This is a genomic window from Paraburkholderia sp. J7 (assembly GCF_905220155.1).
Taxonomy (GTDB): Bacteria; Pseudomonadota; Gammaproteobacteria; order Burkholderiales; family Burkholderiaceae; genus Paraburkholderia.
Map to the genome: position 1 here is coordinate 98,684 of NZ_CAJMYZ010000008.1, position 24,188 is coordinate 122,871.

The 24,188-nt window shown below is 66.1% G+C and carries 20 protein-coding genes; 8 read left to right on the top strand and 12 right to left on the bottom strand.

The window, feature by feature from the left end; genetic code table 11:
- Positions 1 to 60: 60 nt before the first annotated feature.
- Together U5A58_RS15120 and U5A58_RS15125 are read left to right on the top strand one after the other, a co-directional pair.
- Positions 61 to 888: a DUF72 domain-containing protein gene (locus tag U5A58_RS15120; protein ID WP_321962006.1), complete on the top strand. Its 828-nt coding sequence runs from the start codon at positions 61 to 63 to the stop codon at positions 886 to 888.
- A gap of 259 nt (positions 889 to 1,147) precedes the next feature.
- A complete protein-coding gene (locus U5A58_RS15125) occupies positions 1,148 to 2,449 on the top strand; it encodes a cation:proton antiporter (RefSeq protein ID WP_321962007.1) in 1,302 nt (433 codons plus the stop codon).
- A gap of 31 nt (positions 2,450 to 2,480) precedes the next feature.
- Here the strand turns inward: U5A58_RS15125 and U5A58_RS15130 are convergent, their stop codons facing one another.
- Together U5A58_RS15130 and U5A58_RS15135 are read right to left on the bottom strand one after the other, a co-directional pair.
- Positions 2,481 to 3,116: a TetR/AcrR family transcriptional regulator gene (locus U5A58_RS15130; protein WP_321962008.1), complete on the bottom strand. Its 636-nt coding sequence runs from the start codon at positions 3,114 to 3,116 to the stop codon at positions 2,481 to 2,483.
- Between the two features lie 184 nt (positions 3,117 to 3,300).
- Positions 3,301 to 4,845: an RNA polymerase factor sigma-54 gene (locus tag U5A58_RS15135; RefSeq protein WP_321962009.1), complete on the bottom strand. Its 1,545-nt coding sequence runs from the start codon at positions 4,843 to 4,845 to the stop codon at positions 3,301 to 3,303.
- Between the two features lie 337 nt (positions 4,846 to 5,182).
- Here U5A58_RS15135 and U5A58_RS15140 point away from each other — a divergent pair, with 337 nt between their 5' ends.
- Positions 5,183 to 5,530 (top strand): BON domain-containing protein, encoded by a 348-nt coding sequence (locus U5A58_RS15140; protein ID WP_321962148.1) that lies wholly within the window; start codon positions 5,183 to 5,185, stop codon positions 5,528 to 5,530.
- A gap of 94 nt (positions 5,531 to 5,624) precedes the next feature.
- On the opposite strand, the gene U5A58_RS15145 is transcribed toward U5A58_RS15140, so the two are convergent.
- Complete coding sequence (locus U5A58_RS15145) at positions 5,625 to 6,674, bottom strand: aldo/keto reductase (RefSeq protein ID WP_321962010.1); 1,050 nt, start codon at positions 6,672 to 6,674, stop codon at positions 5,625 to 5,627.
- Positions 6,675 to 6,893: 219 nt separating this feature from the next.
- On the opposite strand from U5A58_RS15145, the gene U5A58_RS15150 reads away from it, so the two are divergent.
- Positions 6,894 to 11,549 carry a DEAD/DEAH box helicase gene (locus U5A58_RS15150; RefSeq protein WP_321962011.1) on the top strand — a complete coding sequence of 1,552 codons (4,656 nt, stop codon included), beginning with the start codon at positions 6,894 to 6,896 and terminating at the stop codon, positions 11,547 to 11,549.
- A gap of 33 nt (positions 11,550 to 11,582) precedes the next feature.
- Here U5A58_RS15150 and U5A58_RS15155 read toward each other — a convergent pair whose 3' ends face one another.
- Positions 11,583 to 13,784, bottom strand: a complete 2,202-nt coding sequence (locus U5A58_RS15155; RefSeq protein WP_321962012.1) for a heavy metal translocating P-type ATPase — start codon at positions 13,782 to 13,784, stop codon at positions 11,583 to 11,585.
- Between the two features lie 81 nt (positions 13,785 to 13,865).
- Here U5A58_RS15155 and U5A58_RS15160 point away from each other — a divergent pair, with 81 nt between their 5' ends.
- Positions 13,866 to 14,240, top strand: a complete 375-nt coding sequence (locus U5A58_RS15160) for a hypothetical protein (RefSeq protein ID WP_321962013.1) — start codon at positions 13,866 to 13,868, stop codon at positions 14,238 to 14,240.
- 37 nt (positions 14,241 to 14,277) lie between these two features.
- Positions 14,278 to 14,763 (top strand): Cd(II)/Pb(II)-responsive transcriptional regulator, encoded by a 486-nt coding sequence (locus tag U5A58_RS15165; RefSeq protein WP_321933331.1) that lies wholly within the window; start codon positions 14,278 to 14,280, stop codon positions 14,761 to 14,763.
- Between the two features lie 4 nt (positions 14,764 to 14,767).
- Here U5A58_RS15165 and U5A58_RS15170 read toward each other — a convergent pair whose 3' ends face one another.
- Positions 14,768 to 16,228, bottom strand: coding sequence for a M20 family metallopeptidase (locus U5A58_RS15170; protein WP_321962014.1), 1,461 nt, complete (start codon positions 16,226 to 16,228; stop codon positions 14,768 to 14,770).
- 171 nt (positions 16,229 to 16,399) lie between these two features.
- Here U5A58_RS15170 and U5A58_RS15175 point away from each other — a divergent pair, with 171 nt between their 5' ends.
- Positions 16,400 to 16,720 carry a superinfection immunity protein gene (locus U5A58_RS15175; RefSeq protein ID WP_321914620.1) on the top strand — a complete coding sequence of 107 codons (321 nt, stop codon included), beginning with the start codon at positions 16,400 to 16,402 and terminating at the stop codon, positions 16,718 to 16,720.
- Between the two features lie 192 nt (positions 16,721 to 16,912).
- On the top strand, positions 16,913 to 17,545 hold the full coding sequence (locus U5A58_RS15180; RefSeq protein WP_321962015.1) for a LysE family translocator: 633 nt from the start codon (positions 16,913 to 16,915) through the stop codon (positions 17,543 to 17,545).
- A 100-nt stretch (positions 17,546 to 17,645) separates the two neighbouring features.
- Here U5A58_RS15180 and U5A58_RS15185 read toward each other — a convergent pair whose 3' ends face one another.
- From U5A58_RS15185 to U5A58_RS15215, 7 genes are all read right to left on the bottom strand, one after another.
- The gene (locus tag U5A58_RS15185; protein ID WP_321914618.1) at positions 17,646 to 17,933 is read right to left on the bottom strand and encodes a YodC family protein; all 288 of its coding nucleotides are present in this window, start codon (positions 17,931 to 17,933) and stop codon (positions 17,646 to 17,648) included.
- 623 nt (positions 17,934 to 18,556) lie between these two features.
- The gene (locus U5A58_RS15190; RefSeq protein WP_321962016.1) at positions 18,557 to 19,123 is read right to left on the bottom strand and encodes a carboxymuconolactone decarboxylase family protein; all 567 of its coding nucleotides are present in this window, start codon (positions 19,121 to 19,123) and stop codon (positions 18,557 to 18,559) included.
- A 115-nt stretch (positions 19,124 to 19,238) separates the two neighbouring features.
- Positions 19,239 to 20,585, bottom strand: coding sequence for an aspartate aminotransferase family protein (locus U5A58_RS15195; RefSeq protein WP_321962017.1), 1,347 nt, complete (start codon positions 20,583 to 20,585; stop codon positions 19,239 to 19,241).
- A 28-nt stretch (positions 20,586 to 20,613) separates the two neighbouring features.
- A complete protein-coding gene (locus U5A58_RS15200) occupies positions 20,614 to 21,693 on the bottom strand; it encodes a C45 family peptidase (protein WP_321962018.1) in 1,080 nt (359 codons plus the stop codon).
- 199 nt (positions 21,694 to 21,892) lie between these two features.
- A complete protein-coding gene (locus U5A58_RS15205; protein ID WP_321962019.1) occupies positions 21,893 to 22,753 on the bottom strand; it encodes a MurR/RpiR family transcriptional regulator in 861 nt (286 codons plus the stop codon).
- Between the two features lie 114 nt (positions 22,754 to 22,867).
- Positions 22,868 to 23,383 (bottom strand): gamma-glutamylcyclotransferase family protein, encoded by a 516-nt coding sequence (locus U5A58_RS15210; protein WP_321933343.1) that lies wholly within the window; start codon positions 23,381 to 23,383, stop codon positions 22,868 to 22,870.
- Between the two features lie 124 nt (positions 23,384 to 23,507).
- On the bottom strand, positions 23,508 to 24,158 hold the full coding sequence (locus U5A58_RS15215; RefSeq protein ID WP_321962020.1) for a DUF429 domain-containing protein: 651 nt from the start codon (positions 24,156 to 24,158) through the stop codon (positions 23,508 to 23,510).
- Between the last annotated feature and the right edge of the window lie 30 nt (positions 24,159 to 24,188).

Genomic DNA, 24,188 nt, shown 5'->3' on the forward strand with positions numbered 1-24,188 from the left:
GCGGCCGTGGCCAGTGCCGCGCTACACTGCTCGCTTCGAAGCTTCGACGGCGGATTTCCGATGGCGCCCTCATCCAGTTCAAAAGCCCGGCACGGCCGGATACGCGTGGGTGTGGGCGGCTGGATCTATGCGCCCTGGCGGGGCGCGTTCTACCCCAGCGGCCTGGCACAACGCCGCGAGCTGGAATATGCGAGCCGCCATCTCTCTACGCTGGAAATCAACAGCACCTACTACGGCGCGCAGCGCCCGGAAAGCTTCACGCGCTGGTACGACGAAACGCCCGAAGACTTCGTGTTCTCGCTGAAAGCTCCGCGCTTTGCGATGAATCGCCGCGTGCTGGCCGAGGCCGGGGCCACGATCGAGCGCTTCCTGAGCGGCGGTGTCTTGAACCTGCGCGACAAGCTTGGACCGATCAACTGGCAGCTCACGCCAGGCAAACGATTCGATCCAGAGGACTACGCACGATTCCTGGAACTGCTGCCGGGCGAGGCCGAAGGCCGTCCGTTGCGCCATGCGCTTGAAGTGCGCGACGAAAGCTTTTGCACGCCGGAATTCGTCGCGCTCGCGCGCAAGCACAAGGCGGCGATCGTCGTCTCCGGCGACTCCAGCTACCCGCTGATCGGCGACACCAGTGCGCCGTTCGTTTATGCCCGCATCATGGGGACCGCACAGGATCACCCGCAGGGCTACGCCCCCGCTGATCTCGACCTGTGGGCCGGCCGCGCGCTCGCCTGGTCGCGCGGCGAATCGCCGGGCGACCTCGCCACCTACGCAAAGCCGCTCGCCGCGAAGACCGGTCGGGACGTGTATCTCTACGTCATCAGCGGCTTCAAGGAACGCAACCCGGCGGCGGCCATGGGGCTAATCGAGCGCCTCGCCGCGAACTAGCTGCGCACGGCGCATCGAGCCCAGCTTCGGCCATCGCACCCCAAAAAAACACCGTCACCGTTTGCGAGCGCCTTTTGGGGGCCGGCGGGGTCCGGCATTGCCTCTGATCCGGTTCGTAAAAACCCGTAATGGTGTCGTAATGACTCTGTCAGCGGCAAATTGATATACGTCAACCTGCAATGCTGCATCGCAGCGAGATACTGCATCGATGCGGTACGGGCCCTCCCGCCGCCCCGCCGCACCTCGGAGTTTCCCGCCTTTGCAAACCGCAATCGAATTCACCATCCGCACCGGCGTCCTGCTGCTCAGCATCGCGCTCTGCCATGCCGCCGCACAGCGCTTTCGCCTCTCCGATTCGTTCGGCCTGACCAGCGCCGGCGTGCTGCTCGGCACCGGATACCTCGCCCTGCTTCATTTCGCCCCGGGCTTCACGGCTTCGAGCGTCATCCCATTCCTCACGCCGTCGCTTCCTCCCGAGGCCTATCTCTGGATATTCCTGCCGCCCATCCTCTTCGAAGCGGCGTTGCAGGTCGATACGCGCGGTCTTCTCGCCGATCTCGCGCCTATCCTCTTGCTCGCGATTGGCGCGGTGGCGGCCGCCGCGGCAGGCGTTGGCGTCGCCACGTGGATCAGCAGCGGCGAGAGCCTGATCGTGTGCCTGCTGCTCGGCGCAATCGTCAGCACGACGGATCCTTCCACCGTCATCGGGCTCTTTCGCAACAGCGGCGCGCCCGAGCGCCTGATTCGGCTGATCGAGGGTGAAAGCCTGCTCAACGACGCCGCCGCCATCGCCATCTCCACACTCCTCACCAGCGCGCTGGCGCTCGCGCCGTCCGCCGCGCACACGCACGGGCATCCGCTCGCATCCTTCGTCGTTTCCCTCGTCGGCGGCTGCGCGTTCGGCGCGCTCGCGGGCGCGCTTTTCGTCACCGTTTCGAGCGCGTTGCGCAGTCTGCCCTTTTCCGAGTACGCGCTCTCGCTCGCGCTGCCCACGCTGCTCTATCCCGCCGCGGAGCGCTGGCTTCACGTTTCCGGCGTGGCCGCTGTCGTGTGCGCGGGTCTCGCGGCCAACCGGCTCATGCAAACACGCCGCCCTGCCGCGAGCCAAACCCTGTTTCGCCAGCTATGGGCGTACCAGGCCGGCATCGCCTCCGCCGCTGTCTTTCTGCTCGCGTCGGCGCGCGTGCCCGGTCTGTTGGACAAGCTGAATATGCGCGACACCCTCCCGCTCGCGCTCGCGCTGGTAGCCGCCATTCTGAGCCGATTCGGCATCCTTACGATCTTCGTACCGCTGCTGAGCCGCCTTGGCATCTGTGAGCCGCTGCCGCGCGCGCACCAATGGCTGATCGCATGGGGCGGCGTGCGCGGCCCCGTCACGCTCACGCTCGCCGTTTGCGTCGCGCGCAACGATGCGCTTTCGCCCGGTACCCGCGCATTCGCTGCCGCCATGGCCGCCGCCTTCGTGCTGCTGAATCTGCTGTGCAACGGCCTCACGTTAGGGCGTGTCGCGCGATGGCTGGGCATCGCACCACGCACTTCGAGCGAACGCGCCGCACCCTGAGCGCCAACGCAGGCAAACGGGGCCGCTTACGCTACTCGCCGCGCTCGGTGCGCCACAAATAGCCGATCGCTGCACGCGTGACGCGCGCCTCCAGCGCCTGAGCATCGGTTTCGCCGCGCTCGCCCGCTGCGTCGACCATGCCGCGCACGATGGCGATCACGTCGAGTGCGGTGGTCTGCCGGTCGTCGATTCGTGGCGCGTCGGCGAGTTCGAACGCGCCGACGAGCACCGCGTGAATGCGCTCGCTCACGCGTGCGTCGCGCTCGCCAAGCGGCAGTCGCCGCTCCTCGAAATCGAGCAGACGCGCCAGTTCCGGGCGTCGCATCTGATGCGCGACCGCCGCGCGAATCAGCCTGAGCAACGCCGCCTCGCAGCTCGACGCCGCAGCGGCGGCCTCGACCTCGGCAAGGAGCGGCGCGCTCTCACGGTCGATCAAGGCGGCGGTGAGCGCGTCGCGGTTCGGAAAATATTGATAGAGCGAGCCGACACTCACACCCGCGCGCGCCGCGATGGCGTTCGTGGTGTAGCCGGCCAGGCCGGCGCTTTCGAGAATGCGCGCGGCGGCTTCGAGTATCGCGTCGACAGTGGCGGCGGAACGTCGCTGCACGGGCCGCTTGCGCGCCTCTAGTGCCGCGGCGCGGCTTTTGCCGCGTGGCGTTTGAGTCATGGCGGGAAAGGGAAAGGACGTCGAATATGAGCAATGGCTCGTATTCTACCGATGACCCGGCATACCCGCCCGAGATGCGTTGAAGCGGCGCGCGTGACGATACGTGTTGCTATACGTATCGTCACGCCGGTCACGCGCCGCTGACCTCCCCCCGTCATTTCGCACGCAGATGAAACCGCGCGCCTCAAATCTGCCGGCGCATCTCAGCCGCCGGCAGCTTCATCATCTGCCGATACTTCGTGACCGTGCGGCGCGCCACCTGCACACCCTGCTTTTCGAGTTCCTGCGTGAGGATCACGTCGGAAAGCGGGTCGCGCGGATCTTCGGCGTCGATCATTTCCTTGATGAGCGCGCGCACCGCGGCGGCCGAGCACGTGCCGCCCGTGCGCGTTTCGAGTTCGCGCGGGAAGAAGCGCTTGAACTCGAAGATGCCGCGCGGCGTGGCCATGTACTTGTTGCCCGTGGCGCGCGAGACGGTCGATTCGTGCAGGCCCAGTTCGTCGGCGACGTCGCGCAGCAGCATGGGCCGCAGCGCAATCTCGCCATACTGGAAAAATGCCTTCTGGCGCGCGACGATGCACTCGCCCACACGCAGGATCGTCTCGCAGCGCTTATGCGCGTTGCGGATCAGCCAGCGCGCTTCCTGCAGCTGTTGCGCGAGCGGCGAGCGGCTCGTCTGGTCCGAGCGCGCGAACATCTCCGCGTACAGCTTGTGGATGCGCGCGCGCGGCTCGATGGCCGGGTTCACGCTCACCACCCACTTGCCGCGCACTTGGCGCACGATCACGTCGGGAACGACATAGCCGCCGTCTGCGCGGCCATAGTGGTTGCCCGGCTTCGGATCGAGGCGGCGCACGAGTGCGCTCGCGGCCTGCAGCGAAGCGGCGTCGCAGCCGAGCTGGCGCTGCAGCTCGCCGTGTTCGCGGCGCGCGAGGCGCTCGAGATGCTGCGTGACGATCTGCAGCGCCAGTTCGCGATGCGGCGTGTCGGAAGGCATCGCATCGAGCTGCAGCGCAAGGCATTCGGAGAGCGAACGCGCGCCGATGCCGGGGCGATCGAGCGTCTGCACCACGCGCAGCGCCACCCGCAAGCGGTCTTCGTCGAGCGTGTCAACGCCGCCCTCTTCATCGGCAAGATCGGCGAGATCCTGGCGTAGATAGCCGTCGTCGTCGAGCGCCTCGATCACGACCTGCACAGCGATACGGTCGAGGTCCTCGAGCGGCGCGAGGCGCAAGGCCTCATGCAGCTGCTCGCGCAGCGTAACCGGCACACGCACCCAGTCGGAGGCTTCGGAATCGCTGTCCTCGCCGCCGCGATAGCTCGACGTGCGCAAAGCGCCCGGCACAGGCATCTCGGCGGTGTAGCCCGAGCCTTCGTCGCTGTAGCTGCTCTCGGCGTATGACGTCTCGCCGTATGGGGAGGCGTCCTGACCCATGCCGGCGTCGAGGCCGCCTTCGAAGCTCGATTCACCCGCGCCTTCTGTCGCCATGGCGGGGGCTTCGGCCGCGGGCGCCGCCGCGGAGCCAATGCCCGCTGCGCCATTGGCCGCTTCGGCGGCCTCGCCGGTGTCCGAGGCGGGCGGAACGTATTCGAGGAACGGATTGGTGTCGAGCGCTTCGCGCAGCTCCTGCTGGAACTCGAGCGACGACAGTTGCAGCAGCCTCACCGCCTGCTGAAGACGCGGCGTGAGCGCCAGATGCTGGCGCGCGTGTAACGCGATGGAAGGCATGGCAATCCCGTTTTGTTGAATTGAGTGATAGCCCTCTGATGCAACAGCCATGCCAGTTTTTACAACACCCTGTTTTGAAACGGGATCGACGCTTGCAACAGCGGCTAAGCGAGCCTCGTTTCCGACCCCACAGTGGAGATTTTTACAAAGGTGCGGAAAAAATGTGGCGCATGCCAGTTGGGAAAATCGTGGCCGCATGGACGAACCGCGAGCCCGCATTGAAGACGGCTCCGGTCGCTTCCGGGGGCTTTCCAATAACAAGCAGCGCGAGCACGAACGCGGCGAGGCACGCACCTTGCGGAGGCAGGCCATGACCACAACCAGAAAGGGAGTAGCCATGAAGCGCATCCTGATCCTCAAGACCGCGGCTGGCGCCGCCTGCATGACGTTCGCACTGCTGGCCGGTGCGCAGACCACGACGAACAGCACCGCGCCTTCGGGCAGTTCGGAATCCGTGGGCCAACACGTTGACGACGCAACCATCACGACCAAGGTCAAGGCCGAACTGCTCGGCGCGAAGAACGTGAAGTCCGAGCACATCCACGTGAAGACGCGTAAGGGCGTGGTCTCGCTCACCGGCACGGTGCCGAGCGCCGAAGACCGCGACAACGCCAAACAGGTCGTGGAAGGCGTCTCGGGTGTGACCTCAGTGAAGAACCATCTGAAGGTCTCGGTGGCGAGCTAAGAGGTCTAACACACCCCGCCAGACCGCAACAACGAGCCAATTCCAGACCGGATCGCGCCGGCGGCCGCCACCGCCGGCGCTCCTCATGCCTGACTCACTCCTCCTCGCGCGATTGCCTGAGCTGCGCGCGCCGTTGCTCGCCCTGGCGCGCGAGCATCCAGCCCGGATACTCGGCGGGCAATCCGCTCGCCTCACCCAGCACGCCTAGCTCTTCGACGCTGAGCTTCACTTTCGTCGCGGCGATGTTGTCGTCGAGTTGATCGACACGTTTCGCGCCGATGATCACCGATGTCACCGCCTTCTGATGTAGCAGCCACGCGAGCGCGATCTGCGCGACTGACACGCCTTTGGCTTGCGCGATCGGCCGCATCGCGTCCACGCAGTCCCATGCGCGCTCGCGGTTCACGGGCGGAAAATCGAAGGTCGTGCGCCGGCTGCCCGCCTCGCCTGGCTGGTCACGCCCGTACTTGCCGCTCAAGAGTCCGCCCGCGAGCGGACTCCAGACCATCAGCCCGAGGCCCTCGCTTTCCAGCATCGGCACGAGTTCGCGCTCGAGATCCCGTCCCGCGATCGTGTAGTAGGCCTGCAGCGACTCGAAGCGCGCGAGCCCTTCGCGCTGCGCAATGCCGAGCGCCTTCACGATTTGCCAGGCCGCCCAGTTCGACACGCCGGCGTAGCGCACGTACCCCTGCTGCACGAGCGTATCGAGCGCGCGCACCGTCTCCTCGATGGGCGTCACAGGATCGAACGCGTGAATCTGGTAGAGGTCGATGTGATCGAGCTGCAGGCGCTTCAGGCTCGCCTTCACGCCATCCATGATGTGATAGCGCGTGGCGCCGCGCTCGTTCGGCGACGAGCCCATTTCGCCGAACACTTTGGTCGCGATCACGACCTGCTCGCGCGGGACCTTGAGGTTCTTGAGCGCCTGACCGGTGATCTGTTCGGAAACGCCCTGCGAGTAGACGTCGGCGGTATCGATGAAATTGATGCCCGCGTCCAGCGCGCGGCCAACGAGACGTTCGGCATCGGACTGCTGGAGATCGCCGATCTGGTTCCAGATGCCGGCGCCGCCGCCGAAGGTCATCGTGCCGAGGCAGAGTTCTGAAACGAACAGGCCCGTGCGGCCCAGTGGGTTGTAACGCATGGTGTGACTCCGTCGTGGTTCGAGGGAAAAGCCAACGCGGCGAGGATACTGCGTTCGCGCGACGCTTGCCGAACGCCGGCCCGGCCCCGACCGCCTCTCTCCCGCCTCTCCCGCTTCTCTCCCGCTTCTCTCCCGCATCTCTCCCGCCAGGCAGGCGCACACGAAAGCTGCGAGACTGACGGACGTGCAATGCTGACTTCTCCGCCGTCTGACATCCGCATGACAACGTCTTCGCCCGTATCCGATTCGCACGCGCCTGGAGCCGCCGCCAGTCACGACGGCGCAGAAAGCGACGTGCTCGCGCGCTTTCATCCGGCCGTGGCCAACTGGTTCCGGCGCAGCTTCGACGCGCCCACCGCCGCGCAACGCGCCGCCTGGCCGCTCATCGCGAGCCGGCGCGCGACGCTGGTGGCCGCCCCAACGGGCTCGGGCAAGACGCTCACCGCCTTTCTCGCCGCGCTCGACGAACTCGTGCGCGAAGGTCTCGCGAACGGCGGCGCGCTGCCCGATAGGACGCTCGTCGTCTATGTTTCGCCGCTCAAGGCGCTTTCCAATGACATCCGGCTCAATCTCGAGAGGCCGCTTGAAGGTATCGCAACGGAACTCGCGCGCCTCGGCTTGCCGCCGGTCGACATCCGCACCGCCGTGCGCACCGGCGACACGCCGCAGCCCGAGCGCGCGGCGCTCAGAAAGCGCGCGCCGCATATTCTCGTGACGACGCCTGAGTCGCTTTACGTGCTGCTCGGCTCCGAATCAGGCCGCCGCATGCTGGCTAGCACGCGCAGCGTGATCGTCGACGAAATTCACGCGCTCGCGGGCAACAAGCGCGGCGGCCATCTCGCGCTGAGTCTCGAGCGGCTCGACGCGTTGTGCGGCTCGCGCCTGCTGCGCATCGGTCTTTCCGCCACGCAAAAGCCGATCGAAACCGTTGCGCGCTTTCTGGTGGGCATGGGCGAGGCGGCGCAAGACCCGGGCGCAAGCCCGCCCGCCTGCGAGATCGTCGACGTGGGCCATACGCGCAAGCGCGACCTCGCGATCGAAGTGCCGCCCGTGCCGCTCGAAGCCGTGATGGCGAACGACGTGTGGGAGCGCGTGTACGACCGCATGGCCGAACTCGTCGCCTTGCACCGCACCACGCTCGTGTTCGTCAACACGCGCCGCATGGCCGAGCGCGTAGCGCGCCATCTCACCGATCGTCTGGGTGCCGAAGTCGTCGCCGCGCACCACGGCAGCCTCGCGCGCGAGCATCGTTTTCTCGCCGAGCAGCGGTTAAAGAGCGGCGACTTGCGCGTGCTCGTGGCGACGGCGTCGCTGGAACTGGGCATCGATATCGGCGACGTCGATCTCGTGTGCCAGATCGGCTCGCCGCGCTCGATCGCGGCCTTCCTGCAACGCGTGGGGCGCTCGGGACACCAGGTCGGCGGCGTGCCGAAAGGACGGCTTTTCCCCACTTCGCGCGACGACCTGATCGAATGCGCGGCGCTGCTCGACAGCGTGCGGCGCGGCGAACTCGATCGCCTCGTGCCGCCGCACGCGCCGCTCGACGTGCTCGCGCAGCAAATCGTCGCGGAAGTGGCCGGCGAACCCTGGGAAGAAGACGCGCTCTATGCGCTCGTGCGCCGCGCCGCGCCGTGGGCCGCGCTCGAGCGCGCACAGTTCGACGCCGTGCTGCGCATGCTCGCCGAGGGCTACACGAGCCGTCACGGGCCGCGCGCCGCTTATCTTCATCGCGACGTGGTGAGCCACACGCTGCGCGCACGGCGCGGCGCTCGGCTCGTCGCGCTCACGTCGGGCGGCACGATCCCCGACAACGCCGACTACTCGGTGCTGCTGGAACCGCAGGGCGTGCAGATCGGCACCGTCAATGAGGACTTCGCCGTCGAAAGTCTGGCGGGCGACGTGTTCCAGCTCGGCAACGCCTCGTACCGCATTCTGCGCATCGAAGCGGGCCGCGTACGCGTGGAAGATGCCCAAGGGCAGCCGCCCAACATCCCGTTCTGGCTGGGCGAGGCGCCGGGCCGCAGCGACGAGCTTTCGTTCGCGATTTCGCGGCTGCGCAAGCAAGTGGAAGCGGCGCTGATCGATGCGAATGTGAATGCGGGTGCGGGTGCGGGTGCGGGTGCGGGTGCGGGTGTGAATGGGACTGCAATCGCCAGCGAGCATGCGGCGGGCGATGCCGCGTCGTCCGCCATAGTCGATCGCGCCACGGCTGCGCTCGCCGCATCGCTCGAGATCGACGACGCCGCGGCGCGCCAGATCGTCGAATATCTCGCGCGCGCCCGGGCGGCGCTCACGGTGCTGCCCACGCAGGACACACTCGTCATGGAGCGCTTCTTCGACGAGGCGGGCGGCACCCAGCTCGTGATCCACACGCCGTTCGGCAGCCGCCTCAATCGCGCGTGGGGCCTCGCACTGCGCAAGCGTTTTTGCCGCCAGTTCAACTTTGAACTGCAGGCCGCCGCGACCGAAGACGCCATCATCCTTTCGCTCACCGGCGCGCACAGCTTCGCGCTGGACGAGGTGTGGCGCTACCTCCATTCGAATTCCGCGGAGCATCTGCTCGTGCAGGCGCTGCTCGACGCGCCGCTGTTCGGCGTGCGCTGGCGCTGGAACGCGACCACGTCGCTCGCGCTGCCGCGCCAGACCAGCGGCCGCAAGACGCCGCCGCAGATCCAGCGCATGCGCAGCGAAGACCTGCTCGCCGCCGTGTTCCCCGACCAGGTGGCGTGCGTCGAGAACATCGCGGGCGAGCGCGAAGTGCCGCGCCATCCGCTCGTGGACCAGACGCTCGACGACTGCCTGCACGATGCTATGGATACCGAAGCATGGCTTGCCCTCCTGCGCCGCATCGAGGCAAGCGAGGTGAAGCTCGTGGTGCGCGAATTGCCCGCGCCCTCGCCGCTCGCGGCCGAGATCCTCACCGCGCGCCCCTATGCGTTCCTCGACGACGCCCCGATCGAGGAACGCCGCACCCAAGCGGTGCTCTCGCGCCGCTGGAGCGACCCCGAATCCACCGACGATCTTGGCGCGCTGGACCCCGAAGCCATTGCGAGCGTGCGCGAAGAAGCCTGGCCGCAAGTGCGCGACGCCGACGAAATGCACGACGCCCTCACAAGCCTCGGCGCGCTGACTGAGAGCGAAGCGCAGCAGGCGCCGCAGTGGCTCGCATGGCTCGCCGACCTGGCGGCGGCGGGCCGCGCCACGCGGCTGCCGGTCGCGGAGCACGACGCGCTGTGGGTGGGCATCGAGCGGCTCGCGTGCGTGCAAGCCATTTATCCCCAGGCGCATTGCGAGCCGCCGCTCACGCCGCCGCCTGAATACGCGGATGCGTGGACCGAGGACGCTGCGCTCGTCGAGATCGTGCGTGCGCGCCTGTCGGGCTTCGGGCCGCTTACGGTCGCGCAGGTCGCGCGGCCGCTCGCGCTGGAGGCGAGCGTAGCGGCGCTCGCGCTCACGCGCCTCGAAGCCGAAGGCACCGTCATGCGCGGACGCTTCACGCAGCAAGCCATGAGCGGCGGCCACGAGGAATGGTGCGAGCGCCATCTGCTTGCGCGCATCCATCGCTACACGGTGCGCAAACTCCGGCGCGAAATCGAGCCGGTCGAGCGCCACGACTTCATGCGCTTCCTGTTCGAATGGCAACGCGTGGCGCCCGGTACGCGCGGCTCGGGCCGAGACGCGCTGGCCGCCGTGCTCGATCAGCTCGAAGGCTGGGAAGCCTCGGCGCTCGCGTGGGAAGACGAAATCCTGCCGGCGCGCATCGACGATTACACGCCCATGCTGCTCGACGAGCTATGCCGCTCGGGACGTCTCGCCTGGGCCAGGCTGCCCGCGCGCGCGGCGTCCGCATCGACCGTGCGCAGCACGCCGGTCGTGCTGCTCGCACGCCGCGAACTCACGCGCTGGATGGCGCTCGTCGAAGCGCCCGACACTGCGGGACTGTCGGCGCGCGCGCAGCGTGTGTACGAGGCGCTGCTGCGCCACGGCGCGATGTTCTTCGACGAACTCGCCGCCGACGCGCATCTGCTCGGCGTCGAACTGGAAAACGCGCTTGGCGAACTGGTGGCGGCTGGTCTTGTGAATGCGGACAGCTTTGCGGGACTGCGCGCGCTCGTGAAACCAGCGGCGCAGCGCAGCGCGCATCACGGCAGACGTCGGCCGCGCGGCTTCGGGCCGCTCGCGGGCGGCATGGCCGATGCGGGGCGCTGGGCGACGTTGCGGCGCGTTCGGTTGGGCAATGCGGCCGATGCATCGACTGAGCCCCTGGTGGAGACGAACGATACGCAGGCGCTCGCCATGGCGGAACCGACTGCGTTGGATGCGCGCGTCGTAGCCGGTACGCGATCGCAGGCGCTTGCGCGCGCAAGGCAAACGGGCGCCAGCCCGTCACGCCGCCCGCCGGCCGCACCTGAACTGCTGGAGCACGTCGCCAATGTGCTGCTGCGCCGCTATGGCGTGGTCAGCTGGCATCTGCTCGGACGCGAGGCAGCGTGGCTGCCGCCCTGGCGCGACCTGCTGCGCGTGTTGCATCGCATGGAGGCGCGCGGCGAGGTGCGTGGCGGGCGCTTCGTCACCGGGATTTCGGGCGAACAGTTCGCGCTGCCTGAAGCCGTGGCGCTGCTGCGCGACGTGCGGCGGCGCGGACCGACGCAAGGAGAAGGCGGCGCGCTCGTCTGCGTGAGCGCCGCCGATCCGCTCAATCTCCTCGGCACGGTGCTGCCCGGCGAGAAGGTGCCGGCGCTCGCCGGCAACCGCATCGTGTTCCGCAACGGCGTGCCGGCCGCGACCCTGATTGCCGGCCGTTTTGGCTTTCTCGGCGAGTTCGACGAGAGCACGCGCACCGAACTTCGCTCGCGCCTCGCCAGGCCTTGGTGAGGCGCGCCGGGCGGGCGCGGGCGGGATCGGCAGTTAGTTGCGTTGCACCGTCGATGCGGCAGGCTTCGCCACGTTGCGCGTGGCGTCGAAATGCCGGCGCACGCGCAGTCCGTTCGCGACGACGAGCAGGCTCGCGCCCACGTCGGCGAACACGGCCATCCAGAGCGTGGCTTCGCCTGCCATCGCGAGCACGAGAAACACCGCCTTGATGCCGAGCGCGAGTGTGATGTTCTGCGTGAGCACGGCCGCGGTCTTGCGCGAAAGGCCGATGAACGCCGCGATCTTGCGCGGATCGTCGTCCATGATCGCGACGTCGGCGGTTTCGAGCGCAGTCGCGGTGCCAGCCGCGCCCATTGCAAAGCCGATGTCGGCGCGCGCGAGCGCGGGCGCATCGTTCACGCCGTCGCCGACCATCGCCGCCATGCCGTACTGTTGCGAGAGCGCGGCGATCGCGTCCTGCTTGTCCTGCGGCAGCAGATTGCCGCGCGCGTCGTCAATGCCGAGCTGATCGGCAATCGCGCGCGCGGTCGACGCGTTGTCGCCGGTGAGCATGACGGGCGTCACGCCAAGCTGGCGCAAGGCCTGTACGGCCGGGGCGCTTTCTGCACGCAGCGCGTCGGCCACGGCGAACACGGCAACCGCCTCCTGCGGCGCGCACAACACGATCGCCGTCTTGCCGGCCTGCTCGAGCGTTGCCAGTTGCGCTTCGAGTTCGGGCGAGCACAAACCAAGCTCTTCCACCAGACGGTGATTGCCGAGGCTCCAGAGCGTGCCGTCGATGCGGCCCTGCACGCCGCGACCGTTTAGCACCGCGAACTGATCGACCGCCAGCAGGCGCGCATCCGGCTGACGTGCCCGCCAGCCTTCGACCACCGCACGGGCGACCGGGTGCGTGCTCGCGTCGTCCAGGCTCGCGGCAATGCGCAGCGCTTCTTCGGCAGAAAGCTGGGCTTCGCCGGACGCCTCAGCGGGAACCGGCACGCGGACCGGCGCCGCGAGCGCATCGGTCAGGACAGGCTCGCCGCGCGTGAGGGTGCCGGTCTTGTCGAGCGCGACGGCTTTGAGCAGCCGGCCGCGTTCGAGCCACACGCCGCCCTTCACGAGCATGCCGTGGCGCGCGGCGGCGGCGAGGCCGCTCACGACCGTCACCGGCGTCGAGACGACGAGCGCGCACGGGCAGGCAATCACGAGCAGCACGAGCGCCTTGTAGAGCCACGCGCTCCACGCGCCGCCGAACACGAGCGGCCCGGCAAGTGCGATGACCACGGCGAGCACGACTACGGCCGGCGTGTAATAGCGCGCGAACTGGTCGACGAAACGCTGCGTGGGCGCGCGTTGCGCCTGCGCCTCCTGCACTGCCGCAGCGATGCGCGCGAGCGTGCTGTCCTGCGCAGCCGCGGTGACGACCGCCTCGACCATGCCATCGACGACGATACTGCCCGCGTAGAGCGCCGCGCCGGTCTCCTTGTCGACCGGCAGGCTCTCGCCCGTGATCGGCGCCTGATCGAGCGCGGCGCGGCCGGCGGCCACGCGCGCGTCGAGCGGCACGCGCTGGCCGGTGCGCACGCGAATGCGGCTGCCGACAGCCACGTCGCCCACCGCGTACTCGCGCCATTCGCCTTGCCCGGCTGCGCCGTCGCCGGCTTGCCAGACCTCGGCGGTTTCGGGTGCGAGCGCGGTGAGCGCGCGGATGGCCTGACGGGCGCGTTCGAGCGAAAGCGCCTCGATTTCCTCCGCGAGGGCGAACAGGAAAACGACCATCGCCGCTTCGGGCCATTTGCCGATCGCAATGGCGCCGATCAAGGCAAGCGACATCAGGAAGTAGATGTTGATCGTGAAGTTGCGCAGCGCGATCCAGCCCTTGCGCAGCGTGGGCAAACCCGCGCAGAGGATGGAGATGACCGCGCAGGCGAGTACGAGCAGGCTGGTCTCCTTGCCGGTGCTCCAGGCGAGCACCTCAGCGCCTGCGGCTGCCACGCCGCTTACCGCCAGCAACAACTTCTGACGCAGCGCAAGGCCAAGCGACGCAGGCGGGGCAGCTTGCGCGGAGGCGGTCTCGCCGAGTTCGCGCGGCGCCATGTCGAGGGCGCGCAGCGCGGCGACGACAGGCTGCGTATCGTCGAGTTGGTGATGCACGGTCAGTTCGCGCGCGAGCAGGTCGAAGTCGAGGCGCACGACACCCGGCATCGGCTCGAGCCGGTTGCGGATCAGGCGCTCCTCGGTCGGGCAATCCATGTTTTCGATACGCCAGCGCGCGCGGCGCGTGCCTTCGGGCGCCGGGGCTGTCTGGCGGGGGCTTTGTCGCGGCGCGCTGTCATGGCAGCAGGCCTGGTCGTGCAGATGCGCCTCGCTGTGGTCGTGCTTGTGCTCTTCGCCGTGGTCGTGCTTGTGCTCTTCGCCATGGTCATGGTCATGGTCATGGTCATGGTCATGGCCGTGGCCGTGGCCGTGGCCGTGGCCGTGGCCGTGGCCGTGGCCGTGATCATGATCTTGCCCTTGATCCAGACCGTGGTCGTGTTTGTGCTCGTGGCCGCCGCACACGGCCGCCACGCCGCCATTCCCGTGAGCGCCGCCCGCAGCCCGTTCCTCATCACGCGCGCGCAGGCGCTGCGCAATGCCGGGCTGCGACAAGTAGCTCTGGTTCATAGCCGGTTTCTCCCAAAAGTGACACAATCATTGAACAGCCTGTAGCCACTACAGGGTCAAGTCATTTGGGAGAGCCGCGACCATGCGAATTGGTGAACTGGCGCGCTGTGCGCACTGCGACGTCGAAACAGTGCGCTTTTACGAGCGCGAAGGCCTGCTAGATGAGCCCGCGCGTGAAACCAACGGATACCGCAGCTACACGGCCGTGCACGCCGCGCAACTCAACTTCATCCGCCATTGCCGGTCACTGGGCATCGGGCTCTCGGACATCCGCATGTTGCGTCGCTTTCAGGCCGACCCGAGCCAGCCGTGCGACGAAGTCAACGAGTTGATTGACAGCCAGATCGAGCGCATTCATCAGCAAATCGAATCGATGCGTGTACTCGAGCAGCAATTGCGCACGCTGCGCGAGAGCTGCCATGCGCACCAGAGCAGCAGCGCCGAGTGCGGGATCATGAAGAGTCTCGAGCAGCCCATGGACGACGAGAGCTGCTCATGCCATGGCGACGGGCACGCTACGGAAGGCGCCCCGCCTGCCGACGGCGCGCCCTCTCTTCACCGCCATTAAAGACTCAAGGTGCCGCGGCGATCACTTCGGCCACCGTGGCCGTGAGCTTCTTCGCGTAAGGCACATGCAGGAACTCGTTCGGCCCGTGCGCGTTGGACTTCGGACCGAGTACGCCGCACACCATGAACTGCGACTTGGGAAACCCTGCTTGCAGCACGTTCATGAGCGGAATCGTGCCGCCCTGGCCGAGATACGCACAGTCCGCGCCGAAATGGGTGCGAGAGGCGCCGTTGAGCGCTTCGGTAAGCCACGGGGCGAGTTCCGGCGCGCTCCAGCCGTTGGCCGCGCCCGCGTCCGGCTTGAAGGTGACTTTTGCGTTATACGGCGGATCGAGTTCGAGTAACGCCTTCAGTTCGGCCACGGCCTTGGACGCCTCGATGAGCGGAGGCAAACGCAGCGAGAGCTTGAACGCCGTGCGCGGCCGCAGCACGTTGCCGGCGTCGGCGAGTGCGGGCAGACCTGCCGCGCCCGTGACCGAAAGCGAGGGCCGCCACGTGGAATCGAGCAGCGCCTGCTGCGGGTCCGTGGTGGTAGGCAGCACGCGCCGGCCGTCCTGGCCGCACGCCCAAGGCATGGTCTTCCAGACACTTTCGCCCAGGATCTTCGCCGTAACCTCGGCTTCGCTCAAGCGCTGCGAAGGGATCGCGCAATGGAAGCCCTTGGGCAGCAACGTGCCGCTCGCGGCATCTTCGAGACGCTCGAAGAGTTGCCGCATCACGCGGAAGCTGGAAGGCGCAATGCCGCCGTAAGAGCCCGAGTGAATGCCCTCCTCGAGCACTTCGACTTCGAGGTCGCCCGACACGAGCCCGCGCAGCGACGTGGTGAGCCATAGCTGATCGTAGTTGCCCGCGCCCGAATCGAGACAAACGACGAGGCCGACATCGCCGAGCCGATCGCGCAGCGCATCGACATAGGGCAACAGGTCGTAGCTGCCCGACTCCTCGCAGGTCTCGATAAGACCCACGCAGCGCGGACGCTCCACGCCTTGCGCGTCGAGCGCGGCGAGCGCCGTGACGCTCGCGTAGATCGCGTAGCCGTCGTCAGCACCGCCGCGGCCATAGAGGCGGCCGTCTTCGAGCTTCGGCGTCCAGGGGCCGAGGTCGTTGCGCCAGCCGGCAAATTCCGGCTGTTTGTCGAGGTGACCGTAGAGCACGACCGTCTCGCTGCTGCCCGAGCGCGTGGCGGGCGCCTCGAAGAAAATCACCGGCGTGCGACCCGGCAGGCGCACGATCTCCAGCCTCAGCCCGCGCACCGGCTGCTGCTCCGCCCACTTCGCTGCCTCCTGCACGACGCGCTCGAGATAGCCGTGCTGCGCCCACTGCGGGTCGAACGCCGGGCTCTTTGCGGGCACCGCGATGTAGTCGGTCAACGCCGGCACGATCTCGTCATGCCATTTACGTTCTACGAAGGCGCGCAATTCGTCGTGGTCGAGTTGGCGGGTTGCCTCGGACGGGTCGGAGATCATGGTGTGGGTTCCCAGCAATGAAAAACCCGATGATAGACCCGAACCCCCGCCCGCCGACACCCCCTGCAACCAGTGTTGGCCATTCGGTCAAGGCATGGCGTGCGCTTAGGTCCAATCCGCGCGACAATGAGCTGTCAGATATATTCCGCCCTTTTTTCTGGAGAATGAAATATGGTGAGCCGTTCCGTCTTCGAGATCGTCGTTCTCGCAGCGGTGGTTGCGCTCTACTTTCTCCCCGCGCTGATCGCTGACAGGCGCCAGCGTCACGACCTGCTGATCCTCGCCGTCTTCAACGCCGTACTCGGCTGGACATTGCTTGGCTGGCTGCTGGCGCTCTTCTGGGCGCTTCAGCCGAATCCGCCGAAGGATCTCGGCGGCCAGACCAAGATCCGCAGCCGCCGGCTGGGCATGCTGCTCTTCTCGCGCCGGCTCGACGATCGAGTCCACGCACGCGAAACGCGAACCGCCGAGCAAAAGCGCTCGCCGCATTGAAGCTTATCCGTCCGGCCAACGTTACAAGCCATGGCGAGCACACGCCGCCCTCGCATGGAATAATCACCGGGGGATCGAGCTGCTTTGGCCGCGCGGTTTTGACCACGCGATATGAGGCTGAAGCGCAAAGCCAATACCCGTCGCTCGATTCACCCTGACACCTATCAGCCACACCCAACACGGAGCCCCGTCATGCCACACGCCGCCCCGCTGTTCGCCTTTGCCGCCGTCGCACTCGGCATGGCGCTCACGCCCGGACCCAACATGATCTATCTGATCTCGCGCTCGATCTGCCAGGGCCGCAAGGCAGGCCTGATCTCGCTGGGCGGGGTCGCGCTCGGTTTCGTGTTCTACATGCTGTGCGCCGCATTCGGCATTACCGCGTTGCTGATGGCGGTGCCCTTTGCCTATGACGCCCTGCGCCTGGGCGGCGCGCTCTATCTGTTCTGGCTCGCATGGCAGGCGCTCAAACCGGGCGGCCGGTCGCCGTTCCAGGTGCGCGAGCTGCCTGCCGACCGCCCACGCAAGCTCTTTCTGATGGGCTTCGTCACGAATCTGCTGAACCCGAAAATCGCCATTCTTTATTTGTCGCTGCTGCCGCAGTTCATCGAACCGCATCACGGCAGCGTACTCGCGCAGTCCATCGTGCTCGGCAGTGTGCAGATCGCGCTTTCGATCAGCGTGAATGCAGCCGTTGCCATGACAGCTGGAACGATTGCAACGTTTCTCGGCGACCGCCCGGGCTGGCTCAAGCTTCAGCGCTGGCTCATGGGCACAGTGCTGGCCGGGCTCGCCGTGCGTATCGCCGCCGAAGGCCAGCGATAAAGCAAACGGCCGGGCGCCTCTGGCCCGGCCGCAATTTCGTACCTGTCTGGCACGTCTGCCGCGCGTTTGCGCGCCTGCAGGTCTGCCTGGGTCTGGCGCTTCAAATCCCGCCGAGGGCCCTTCCGCCAGCCGGGCTGCGCATTTTGACGAATGCCGCGGGAATCGAGCGGGGTTCGATTTGCACCATGTCCTGGGCGAACATATCCTGGCGCAGTTCGCCGTGCTCGTCGAACCACTGGCAGATCAGCCAGTGACCGCTGGCAAAGCCAACCGGACCGGCATACATGACGGTCATGCGCGGACCGCCCGATTTCAGGGTGACAACGTCGCCAATTCCGGCCATGGCAGCGAGCGGCTTTTCGGCTACGTCGATGGTCGTATCAAGCATGATGTTCCCCGTTAAAAAAGTCGCACAGAGAAAAAAACCGGTGGGTTAGCGCCCCCGGCTCCCTACCGCCCTTTCGATAATGAGTATGGGGCGGTCATTAATGAGTTTCGCAAGACTAACAACTCGAATTAATGCGTGCAAGCGATTTTCATAACACCTGCTGAAAACCCTGTTATTCGCTGCATGGCAAAACACCGCCCAATCCTGCTTCGCACAATTTACACGGAAAGCCGGCCATGTCTGGCAAAAGCTACCGGGCAGGGCTTCCCCTTCAAACAGTCATATTATTTCGCATTCGCCACTGGAAAATGCCGCGTCGCAACCGCAATAAATATGGCAAGCCAGCAACTGGATTAACGATTACGTCCAAAAAATGAACGCCCGGGTGGCGCGAGTGGAAACGTTTTCTGCATCAATAAACCGTCCGTTCGATTAATCCCCCTGCTGTGCAAGCAAACCTTGGCGCTCGAGAGTGAATCCTCATGTTTTAGCCGATGGATACCGAAAATTATGCGGCTGAAATACGGCTGTCACTTAACTGGAATTGCAGTGCAGTGCAAAAAAAAGCCCCATCCGAGAAACCGGATGGGGCGGCGCGTGTGCAGGGCGCGGTCGGGCCGCGCTTATTCCACGAACGGCAGTGTAGTCTGGCCCTCGGCGCGCATGCCGAAGACGTTGAGCGTCATCGCGACGAGCGCGTAGTAGCCAAGCAGCCCGACCAGGTTAATCGTGGTTTCGTGGCCAAAGCGCTCCACCGCGCGCGCGTACGTTGCGTCGGAAACGCGCTTCGCGTCGTACAGCTCGGTCGTGAAGGCGTGGATCAGCGCGTCATCGGGCTCGTCGAACTGCGGTGTCGCGCCCGTGCGGATTTGCTCGGCCAGCGCCTCGGGCACGCCCGCCCCCAGCGCGATGGGATAGTGGATGTACCACTCGGCCTGCGCCTGCCAGCGTGCGGCCGTGACGAGAATCGCCAGTTCAGAGAGGCGTAGCGAGAGGCCCGTCTGATAGCGGCAGAACGCACCCAGGCGTTGCGCATGCTGCGCCAGTTCCGGGCTGTGGATCCAGCCGAGGAACGGGCCGTTCAGGTTGCCGCGCGGACCGGAAAGGATCTCGTCCAGCACGGCCTTCTGCTCTGGCGATGCCTGTGCGGCGTCGAAGGCGGGAAGCCGTGAAAGCGGGTTTTGCGTCATCGATGGACTCCGTTGGAGGTCATGGCCTGCCGCGCGCGACCGCTTGCGGTCGCAGCGCTTGCGGTGGGCGTGAGCGGCGGACAGTTAGTTGCACATCATTCAGTGACGGCAAAGCTTACGCCGGGCGCGCCGCACCCGTCGTGTCGAGCGCACCGTCGACCGCGGCGGCAAGCCGCTCGACGATCGTGTCGATGTTCTGTTCGGTGCAAATAAACGGCGGCGCGAGCAGCACATGATCGCCGTTGCGGCCGTCCACGGTGCCGCCCATCGGGTAGACCATCAGGCCGCGCGCGAACGCATCGCGCTTGATCGCCGCATGCAGCTTGAGCGCCGGGTCGAAGCTCGCCTTCGTGTCGCGGTCCTTCACCAGCTCGACGCCCACGAACAGGCCGCGGCCGCGCACGTCGCCCACATACGGATGGTCTGCAAAACGCTCGCGCAATCCTGCGCGCAGTTGCTCGCCGCGGGCGAGCACGTTGTCGAGCAGCTTTTCCTCGGCGATCACGCGCTGCACTTCGAGCGCAGCCGCGCATGCCGTGGCGTGGCCAAGATAGGTGTGGCCGTGCTGGAAGTAGCCGCTGCCGCCCACGATCGTTTCGTAGATCCGCTGGCTCACGAGCGTCGCTCCGATCGGCTGGTAGCCCGCGCCCAGGCCCTTCGCGATCGTCAGCAGATCCGGCGAGACGCCGTCTTCTTCGCAGGCAAACAGATGTCCGGTGCGGCCCATGCCCGACATGATCTCGTCGAGGATCAGCAGCACGCCGTAGCGGTCGCACACTGCGCGGATCTTGCGGAAGTACTCGCGCACGGGCGGCACTGCGCCGGCCGTTGCACCCACCACGGTCTCCGCAACGAAGGCCGCGACCGTGTCCGGGCCAAGTTCGAGAATCTTCTGTTCGAGTTCGTCGGCAAGGCGCTGCGCGTAGGCCTCGTCGGCTTCGCCCTCGTGGCGTTCGCGGTACGCGTAGCACGGGCTCACGTGATGCGATTCGATCAGGATTGGCAGGAACGGCTCGCGGCGCCATGCATTGCCGCCGATCGCGAGCGCGCCGAGCGTGTTGCCGTGGTAGCTCTGGCGGCGCGCGATGAAGTGGCGGCGCGCAAGCTCTCCCCTTTCCACGAAGTACTGACGCGCGAGCTTGAGCGCGGCCTCGATCGCCTCCGACCCGCCCGACACGAAGTACACATGGTCGAGCCCCTTGGGCGCGGCGGCAATGAGATGTTCGGCCAGCTGTTCCGAGGCTTCAGTCGTGAAGAACGAGGTGTGCGCGTACGGCAGTTGTTGCGCTTGCCGCTTGATCGCCTCGATCACGCGCTGGTTGCTGTGGCCCAGGCACGAGACGGCGGCACCGCCGCTCGCGTCGATATAGCGCTTGCCAGTGGAATCGATGATTTCGATGCCCTCGCCCGCCACCGCGACGGGTAGGGTTTGCTTCGGCATTCGATGAAACACCTTGGTCATATGTGTCCTCGATGAAGTCCGTGAATGATTAACGGGTCGCGCCGTCGGCATGGCGCGCGTTCGAATCGATAAAGACGTCGAGCACGCGCTCGCCGCCCTGCCAGACGTCGAGCGCCACGCCGCGCGGTTCGACGTGCATGCAGGCCGTGGCGAGCGTGTTTTCGTCGTCCGGGTCGTGCGGGTCGTCGCGGAAAATCGGCAGGCCAGCGCCCGCGCGGTCTTGCAGTGCCTGCACGAACGCCACGCCGTCGGGCTGCGTGCCAAGCGTGGGCAACAACTCGGCGAGACGGACCTGGCGATCGCGCGACGATTCGGTGATGATCTGCGACTCACGCTCGCAGCCCGCGTGGATCAGGTGATTCGCGTGGCCCGAGGGCGTGCTCACTTCGTGCACCGAAGTGCGCTGCGCGGTGGCTTCGACGCTATACACACGCACCTCGCCCGCCTCGTCTGTCCCGCCGATCGTGTGGTGGAAGCCGCTCGCTCGCGGCGTGTCGCGCAGCAGCGCGAGGGCGTCTGCCAGCGTCGCGCAATCGAGCACGGCGCGCGCGAGGACCATGCGCGGCACACCCGCGCGCGGGTCGCGAATGCGCACGTTGTTGATCGCTTGCGCAAGCCCCCCACGCGTGGCCGCAAAGGTATGTCCCGGCAGCGAGCCCGGATAGTAAAAGCTCACGAAACCGGGCTTTCCTTCCGGCTCGACCTCGACCACACTGCAGCGGCCGCGCAGCCAGGGGTCGCCGTCTTCGTTGTGCGCAATGAGGCCCGCGGCAGGCGTGCGCGCTGCAAGCGTCGTGCAGCCGTCCGGCGCGTTGTGGATCAGCTCGCCGCGGCAATTCCAGAGGAACAGGTCGTCTGCGGACCAGTCCAGCGCCTGTGCCATGGCGTCGATTTCCGCGACATAGGCCGGGAAATGGTGTGTGGCTGCGGCGCGCAGTTGCTGCGCGAACGCACTGCCGCGCCAACGGCTCACCGCCTGCCAGGCGCTGCTTTGCGCCATATAGTCGGCAAAGATAGGCTTCACGTGTGCGCCGAGCTGCCGCCCGATCGCCTCGGGCGAGCCAGCCGCCCGAATGGCCGGCCCCCGGAGGGTGTTTAGTTCCTGCATCGGTTTTCTCGCTTCGCTACCGCGATGGGTCTTCGGATAGTGTGCTTTATACGCCTCAACAACATATGTTGTCAATTTAAATGCAAATAACAACAAATGCAATACAAACGGATAAAACAAGGCCGGATGCCGTTTTGCGACGGCATCCTCCTGCGGAAAAGCGAGTGTGAAAGGGTGCGGAAATGCCGGAGCGGCGCGCTCAGGGCACGTAAACGCCGCGGGCGTTCAACGTACGCTCGACCTGCTCGAGCTGCGCGATCGCACCCGAGCCTTCGAGTGCCACCAGATGGGCGACAAGCGACTCGGCCAGCGCCGTCGCCGCCACGAGCGAAGGGAAAAACGACGGGCTTTCGTGCGTGAAGATCAGCGCCTTGTCGGCGTTCAGCGCGATAGGCGAGACGGCACTATCGGTAATCGCGATCAGGCGGCTGCCTTTGGCAAGCGCGGCCTCGGCCACGCGCACCGCCTCGACCGAGTACGGTGCGAAGCTGACAACAATCGTTGCGCTGTCGCGCTCGATGCCGAGCAACTGCATCTCCAGCGTGCCCGCCTCGCCGCCCAGCAAGGACACGGAAGGCCGGAACAGGCGGTAACCGTAGACGAGCCCGAACGCCACCGCATAGCACGAGCGGAAACCCGCCACATGCACGTGTTTCGCGCGGCGCAATACACGCGCCGCCTCGACCATCGAGCGTGTGTTGTGCGCAGCGCTCGCCTCCAGATTGTGCTGCTGCGCCACGAGCAGGTCGCGCGCGAGACCGTCCTTGGCGCTGCCCGCCACGAGTGAGCGCGCCCGCGAGGAAAGCGGCTCCGGCCGCGTTCGCACCCGCGCGACGAACAGGTCCCGCAGCTCGTTCCAGCCCGGAAAACCCAGTTGCTGGGAAAGCCGCACGAGCGAAGCGGGCTGCACGTTGGCGCGCTCGGCCACCTTGCGCATGGACGAGACGGCAACCTCGTCGGGGTGGTCGAGCAGAAAGGCAGCGCCGGTCTGGAACTGCGGGCTCAAGTCGGAGAAACGCGCGCGAATCAGCGCGGCGAGCTGGTCGAAACTGTCTGGCATGCGTCGCTCGGGCAGTGGGTGACAACAAATGTTACCACTCGTGTTGCCAGTTGTTGCAAGTCGGGACAGATTGGTGAGCGGCAAAGGAATTTTGCCGAATCGGCCGCTGCTTAATTAACTCGCCGAGTAAGTCCGAAGCTCCGTCTCAGTTCGAACCAGGTCGGGGTCGTCGATGGAGACAACCGCTTCGATTGCCCGCACATAATCTTCAGGCAGGTTCGCCTCCTTTGCGCCTACCAATACATGATGCTTGTACCAGTGGTATGGCAGCAGACCCGGTTGCTTTTTCGTGGCGACGTAGGTCAGTGCATACATTCCGCCAATCGCGGTCTCCACCCGAATACTCAATGGTTCGTAGCCCTTCCCCGCTCCCTCGAATGTGTCGAGCGCCTCTCGTTCGCTACTCACCACCGAGAAAATGACACCATAGACTCTGTCACCAGCGTTTCCTGTGTGCTCACAATCGCATTTACCGGAGCCGTCCTTTTTGCTCAATTTGTCGAACGCGAGTTTGTAGCCCGTCACGAACCCCGTGGTGACCACCTTCGCTGACGGCAGCCTCGCAGCGAGGCGTCGTACCGACATATTGGAGCCGTAAGCGAAATAAGAAAATTCGTTGCTCGAGTTCATTGCTGTGATTGCCCTCGTGACAATTGCAGCTCAGCAAGAAGAACACGGTGCCCATGTATCTCAAACCGGCCCTTCTGCTTCCGAAATGAGTTCGCAGCACGGTGCGAGGATGCACACGCCAGACTCATTGGTGGCGCATATTTAGGGCAAGCGGAATCGGGACATGAATATAACCGCCTTTCGTGTCGCCGTACGCATACGTCTGCCCTTCGATCAGGTATCTCGCGCACAGTGCACACAGTGCGGCATCGAAGTCGTCAATAGACTTCAATCCTGAGGCGTCGATTTTTGCGCTTTCCAGTACTTTGGGTCGTTGCCAGCGCTTTTGCTTCGCGGACGTTCCCTCCTTGCCCCGGAGCGCACAGGTCACGGCATGGGGAAACGTTTCGAAGCTCACACGCCCGCCTTCGAATGCGCGAGATGCCAGCAGCGGCCAGGTGGAAGAGAAGACTTCGTAAATCTGCTCTCCGTTGAACATCCACCGGTAGAAGCGACTCGGGTTCTCATCTGCCCGCTTTCGAGTTGGCGTGGCAAAGGAAAAGATATGTTGACGCGCAAGTTCCCTTTCCGCACGCCGCCCTTCGCCTTCAACGCCCCATCGGCAAGGAGCGTCTATTCCAACGGCCTGAACGTCGTACTCAAGACACGCCTGCAGCATCTGTTGAGGCGTTTTCGCATCCGGAGGCCGGAACGCTCGACCGCCCTCCAGAATGACTAGATGGCAGCCCTTTTTGTCTCCGCCTACATCGATGCCAGCGACCGTGCATGTGTTCAAGCGGTCCCCGCCACGCGTATCAAGCGTTGA

Bases quoted from the DNA above. Each gene is read 5' to 3' on its own strand.
- U5A58_RS15120 (WP_321962006.1), top strand. From the start codon at position 61: ATGGCGCCCTCATCCAGTTCAAAAGCCCGGCACGGCCGGATACGCGTG.
- U5A58_RS15140 (WP_321962148.1), top strand. From the start codon at position 5,183: ATGAAGCGCATCCTGATCCTCAAGACCGCGGCTGGCGCCGCCTGCATG.
- U5A58_RS15210 (WP_321933343.1), bottom strand. From the start codon at position 23,383: ATGAACTCGAGCAACGAATTTTCTTATTTCGCTTACGGCTCCAATATG.
- U5A58_RS15195 (WP_321962017.1), bottom strand. From the start codon at position 20,585: ATGACCAAGGTGTTTCATCGAATGCCGAAGCAAACCCTACCCGTCGCG.
- U5A58_RS15150 (WP_321962011.1), top strand. From the start codon at position 6,894: ATGACAACGTCTTCGCCCGTATCCGATTCGCACGCGCCTGGAGCCGCC.
- U5A58_RS15200 (WP_321962018.1), bottom strand. From the start codon at position 21,693: ATGCAGGAACTAAACACCCTCCGGGGGCCGGCCATTCGGGCGGCTGGC.
- U5A58_RS15130 (WP_321962008.1), bottom strand. From the start codon at position 3,116: ATGACTCAAACGCCACGCGGCAAAAGCCGCGCCGCGGCACTAGAGGCG.
- U5A58_RS15165 (WP_321933331.1), top strand. From the start codon at position 14,278: ATGCGAATTGGTGAACTGGCGCGCTGTGCGCACTGCGACGTCGAAACA.
- U5A58_RS15170 (WP_321962014.1), bottom strand. From the start codon at position 16,228: ATGATCTCCGACCCGTCCGAGGCAACCCGCCAACTCGACCACGACGAA.
- U5A58_RS15180 (WP_321962015.1), top strand. From the start codon at position 16,913: ATGCCACACGCCGCCCCGCTGTTCGCCTTTGCCGCCGTCGCACTCGGC.
- U5A58_RS15160 (WP_321962013.1), top strand. From the start codon at position 13,866: ATGGCAGCAGGCCTGGTCGTGCAGATGCGCCTCGCTGTGGTCGTGCTT.
- U5A58_RS15145 (WP_321962010.1), bottom strand. From the start codon at position 6,674: ATGCGTTACAACCCACTGGGCCGCACGGGCCTGTTCGTTTCAGAACTC.
- U5A58_RS15135 (WP_321962009.1), bottom strand. From the start codon at position 4,845: ATGCCTTCCATCGCGTTACACGCGCGCCAGCATCTGGCGCTCACGCCG.
- U5A58_RS15155 (WP_321962012.1), bottom strand. From the start codon at position 13,784: ATGGATTGCCCGACCGAGGAGCGCCTGATCCGCAACCGGCTCGAGCCG.
- U5A58_RS15175 (WP_321914620.1), top strand. From the start codon at position 16,400: ATGGTGAGCCGTTCCGTCTTCGAGATCGTCGTTCTCGCAGCGGTGGTT.
- U5A58_RS15185 (WP_321914618.1), bottom strand. From the start codon at position 17,933: ATGCTTGATACGACCATCGACGTAGCCGAAAAGCCGCTCGCTGCCATG.
- U5A58_RS15205 (WP_321962019.1), bottom strand. From the start codon at position 22,753: ATGCCAGACAGTTTCGACCAGCTCGCCGCGCTGATTCGCGCGCGTTTC.
- U5A58_RS15190 (WP_321962016.1), bottom strand. From the start codon at position 19,123: ATGACGCAAAACCCGCTTTCACGGCTTCCCGCCTTCGACGCCGCACAG.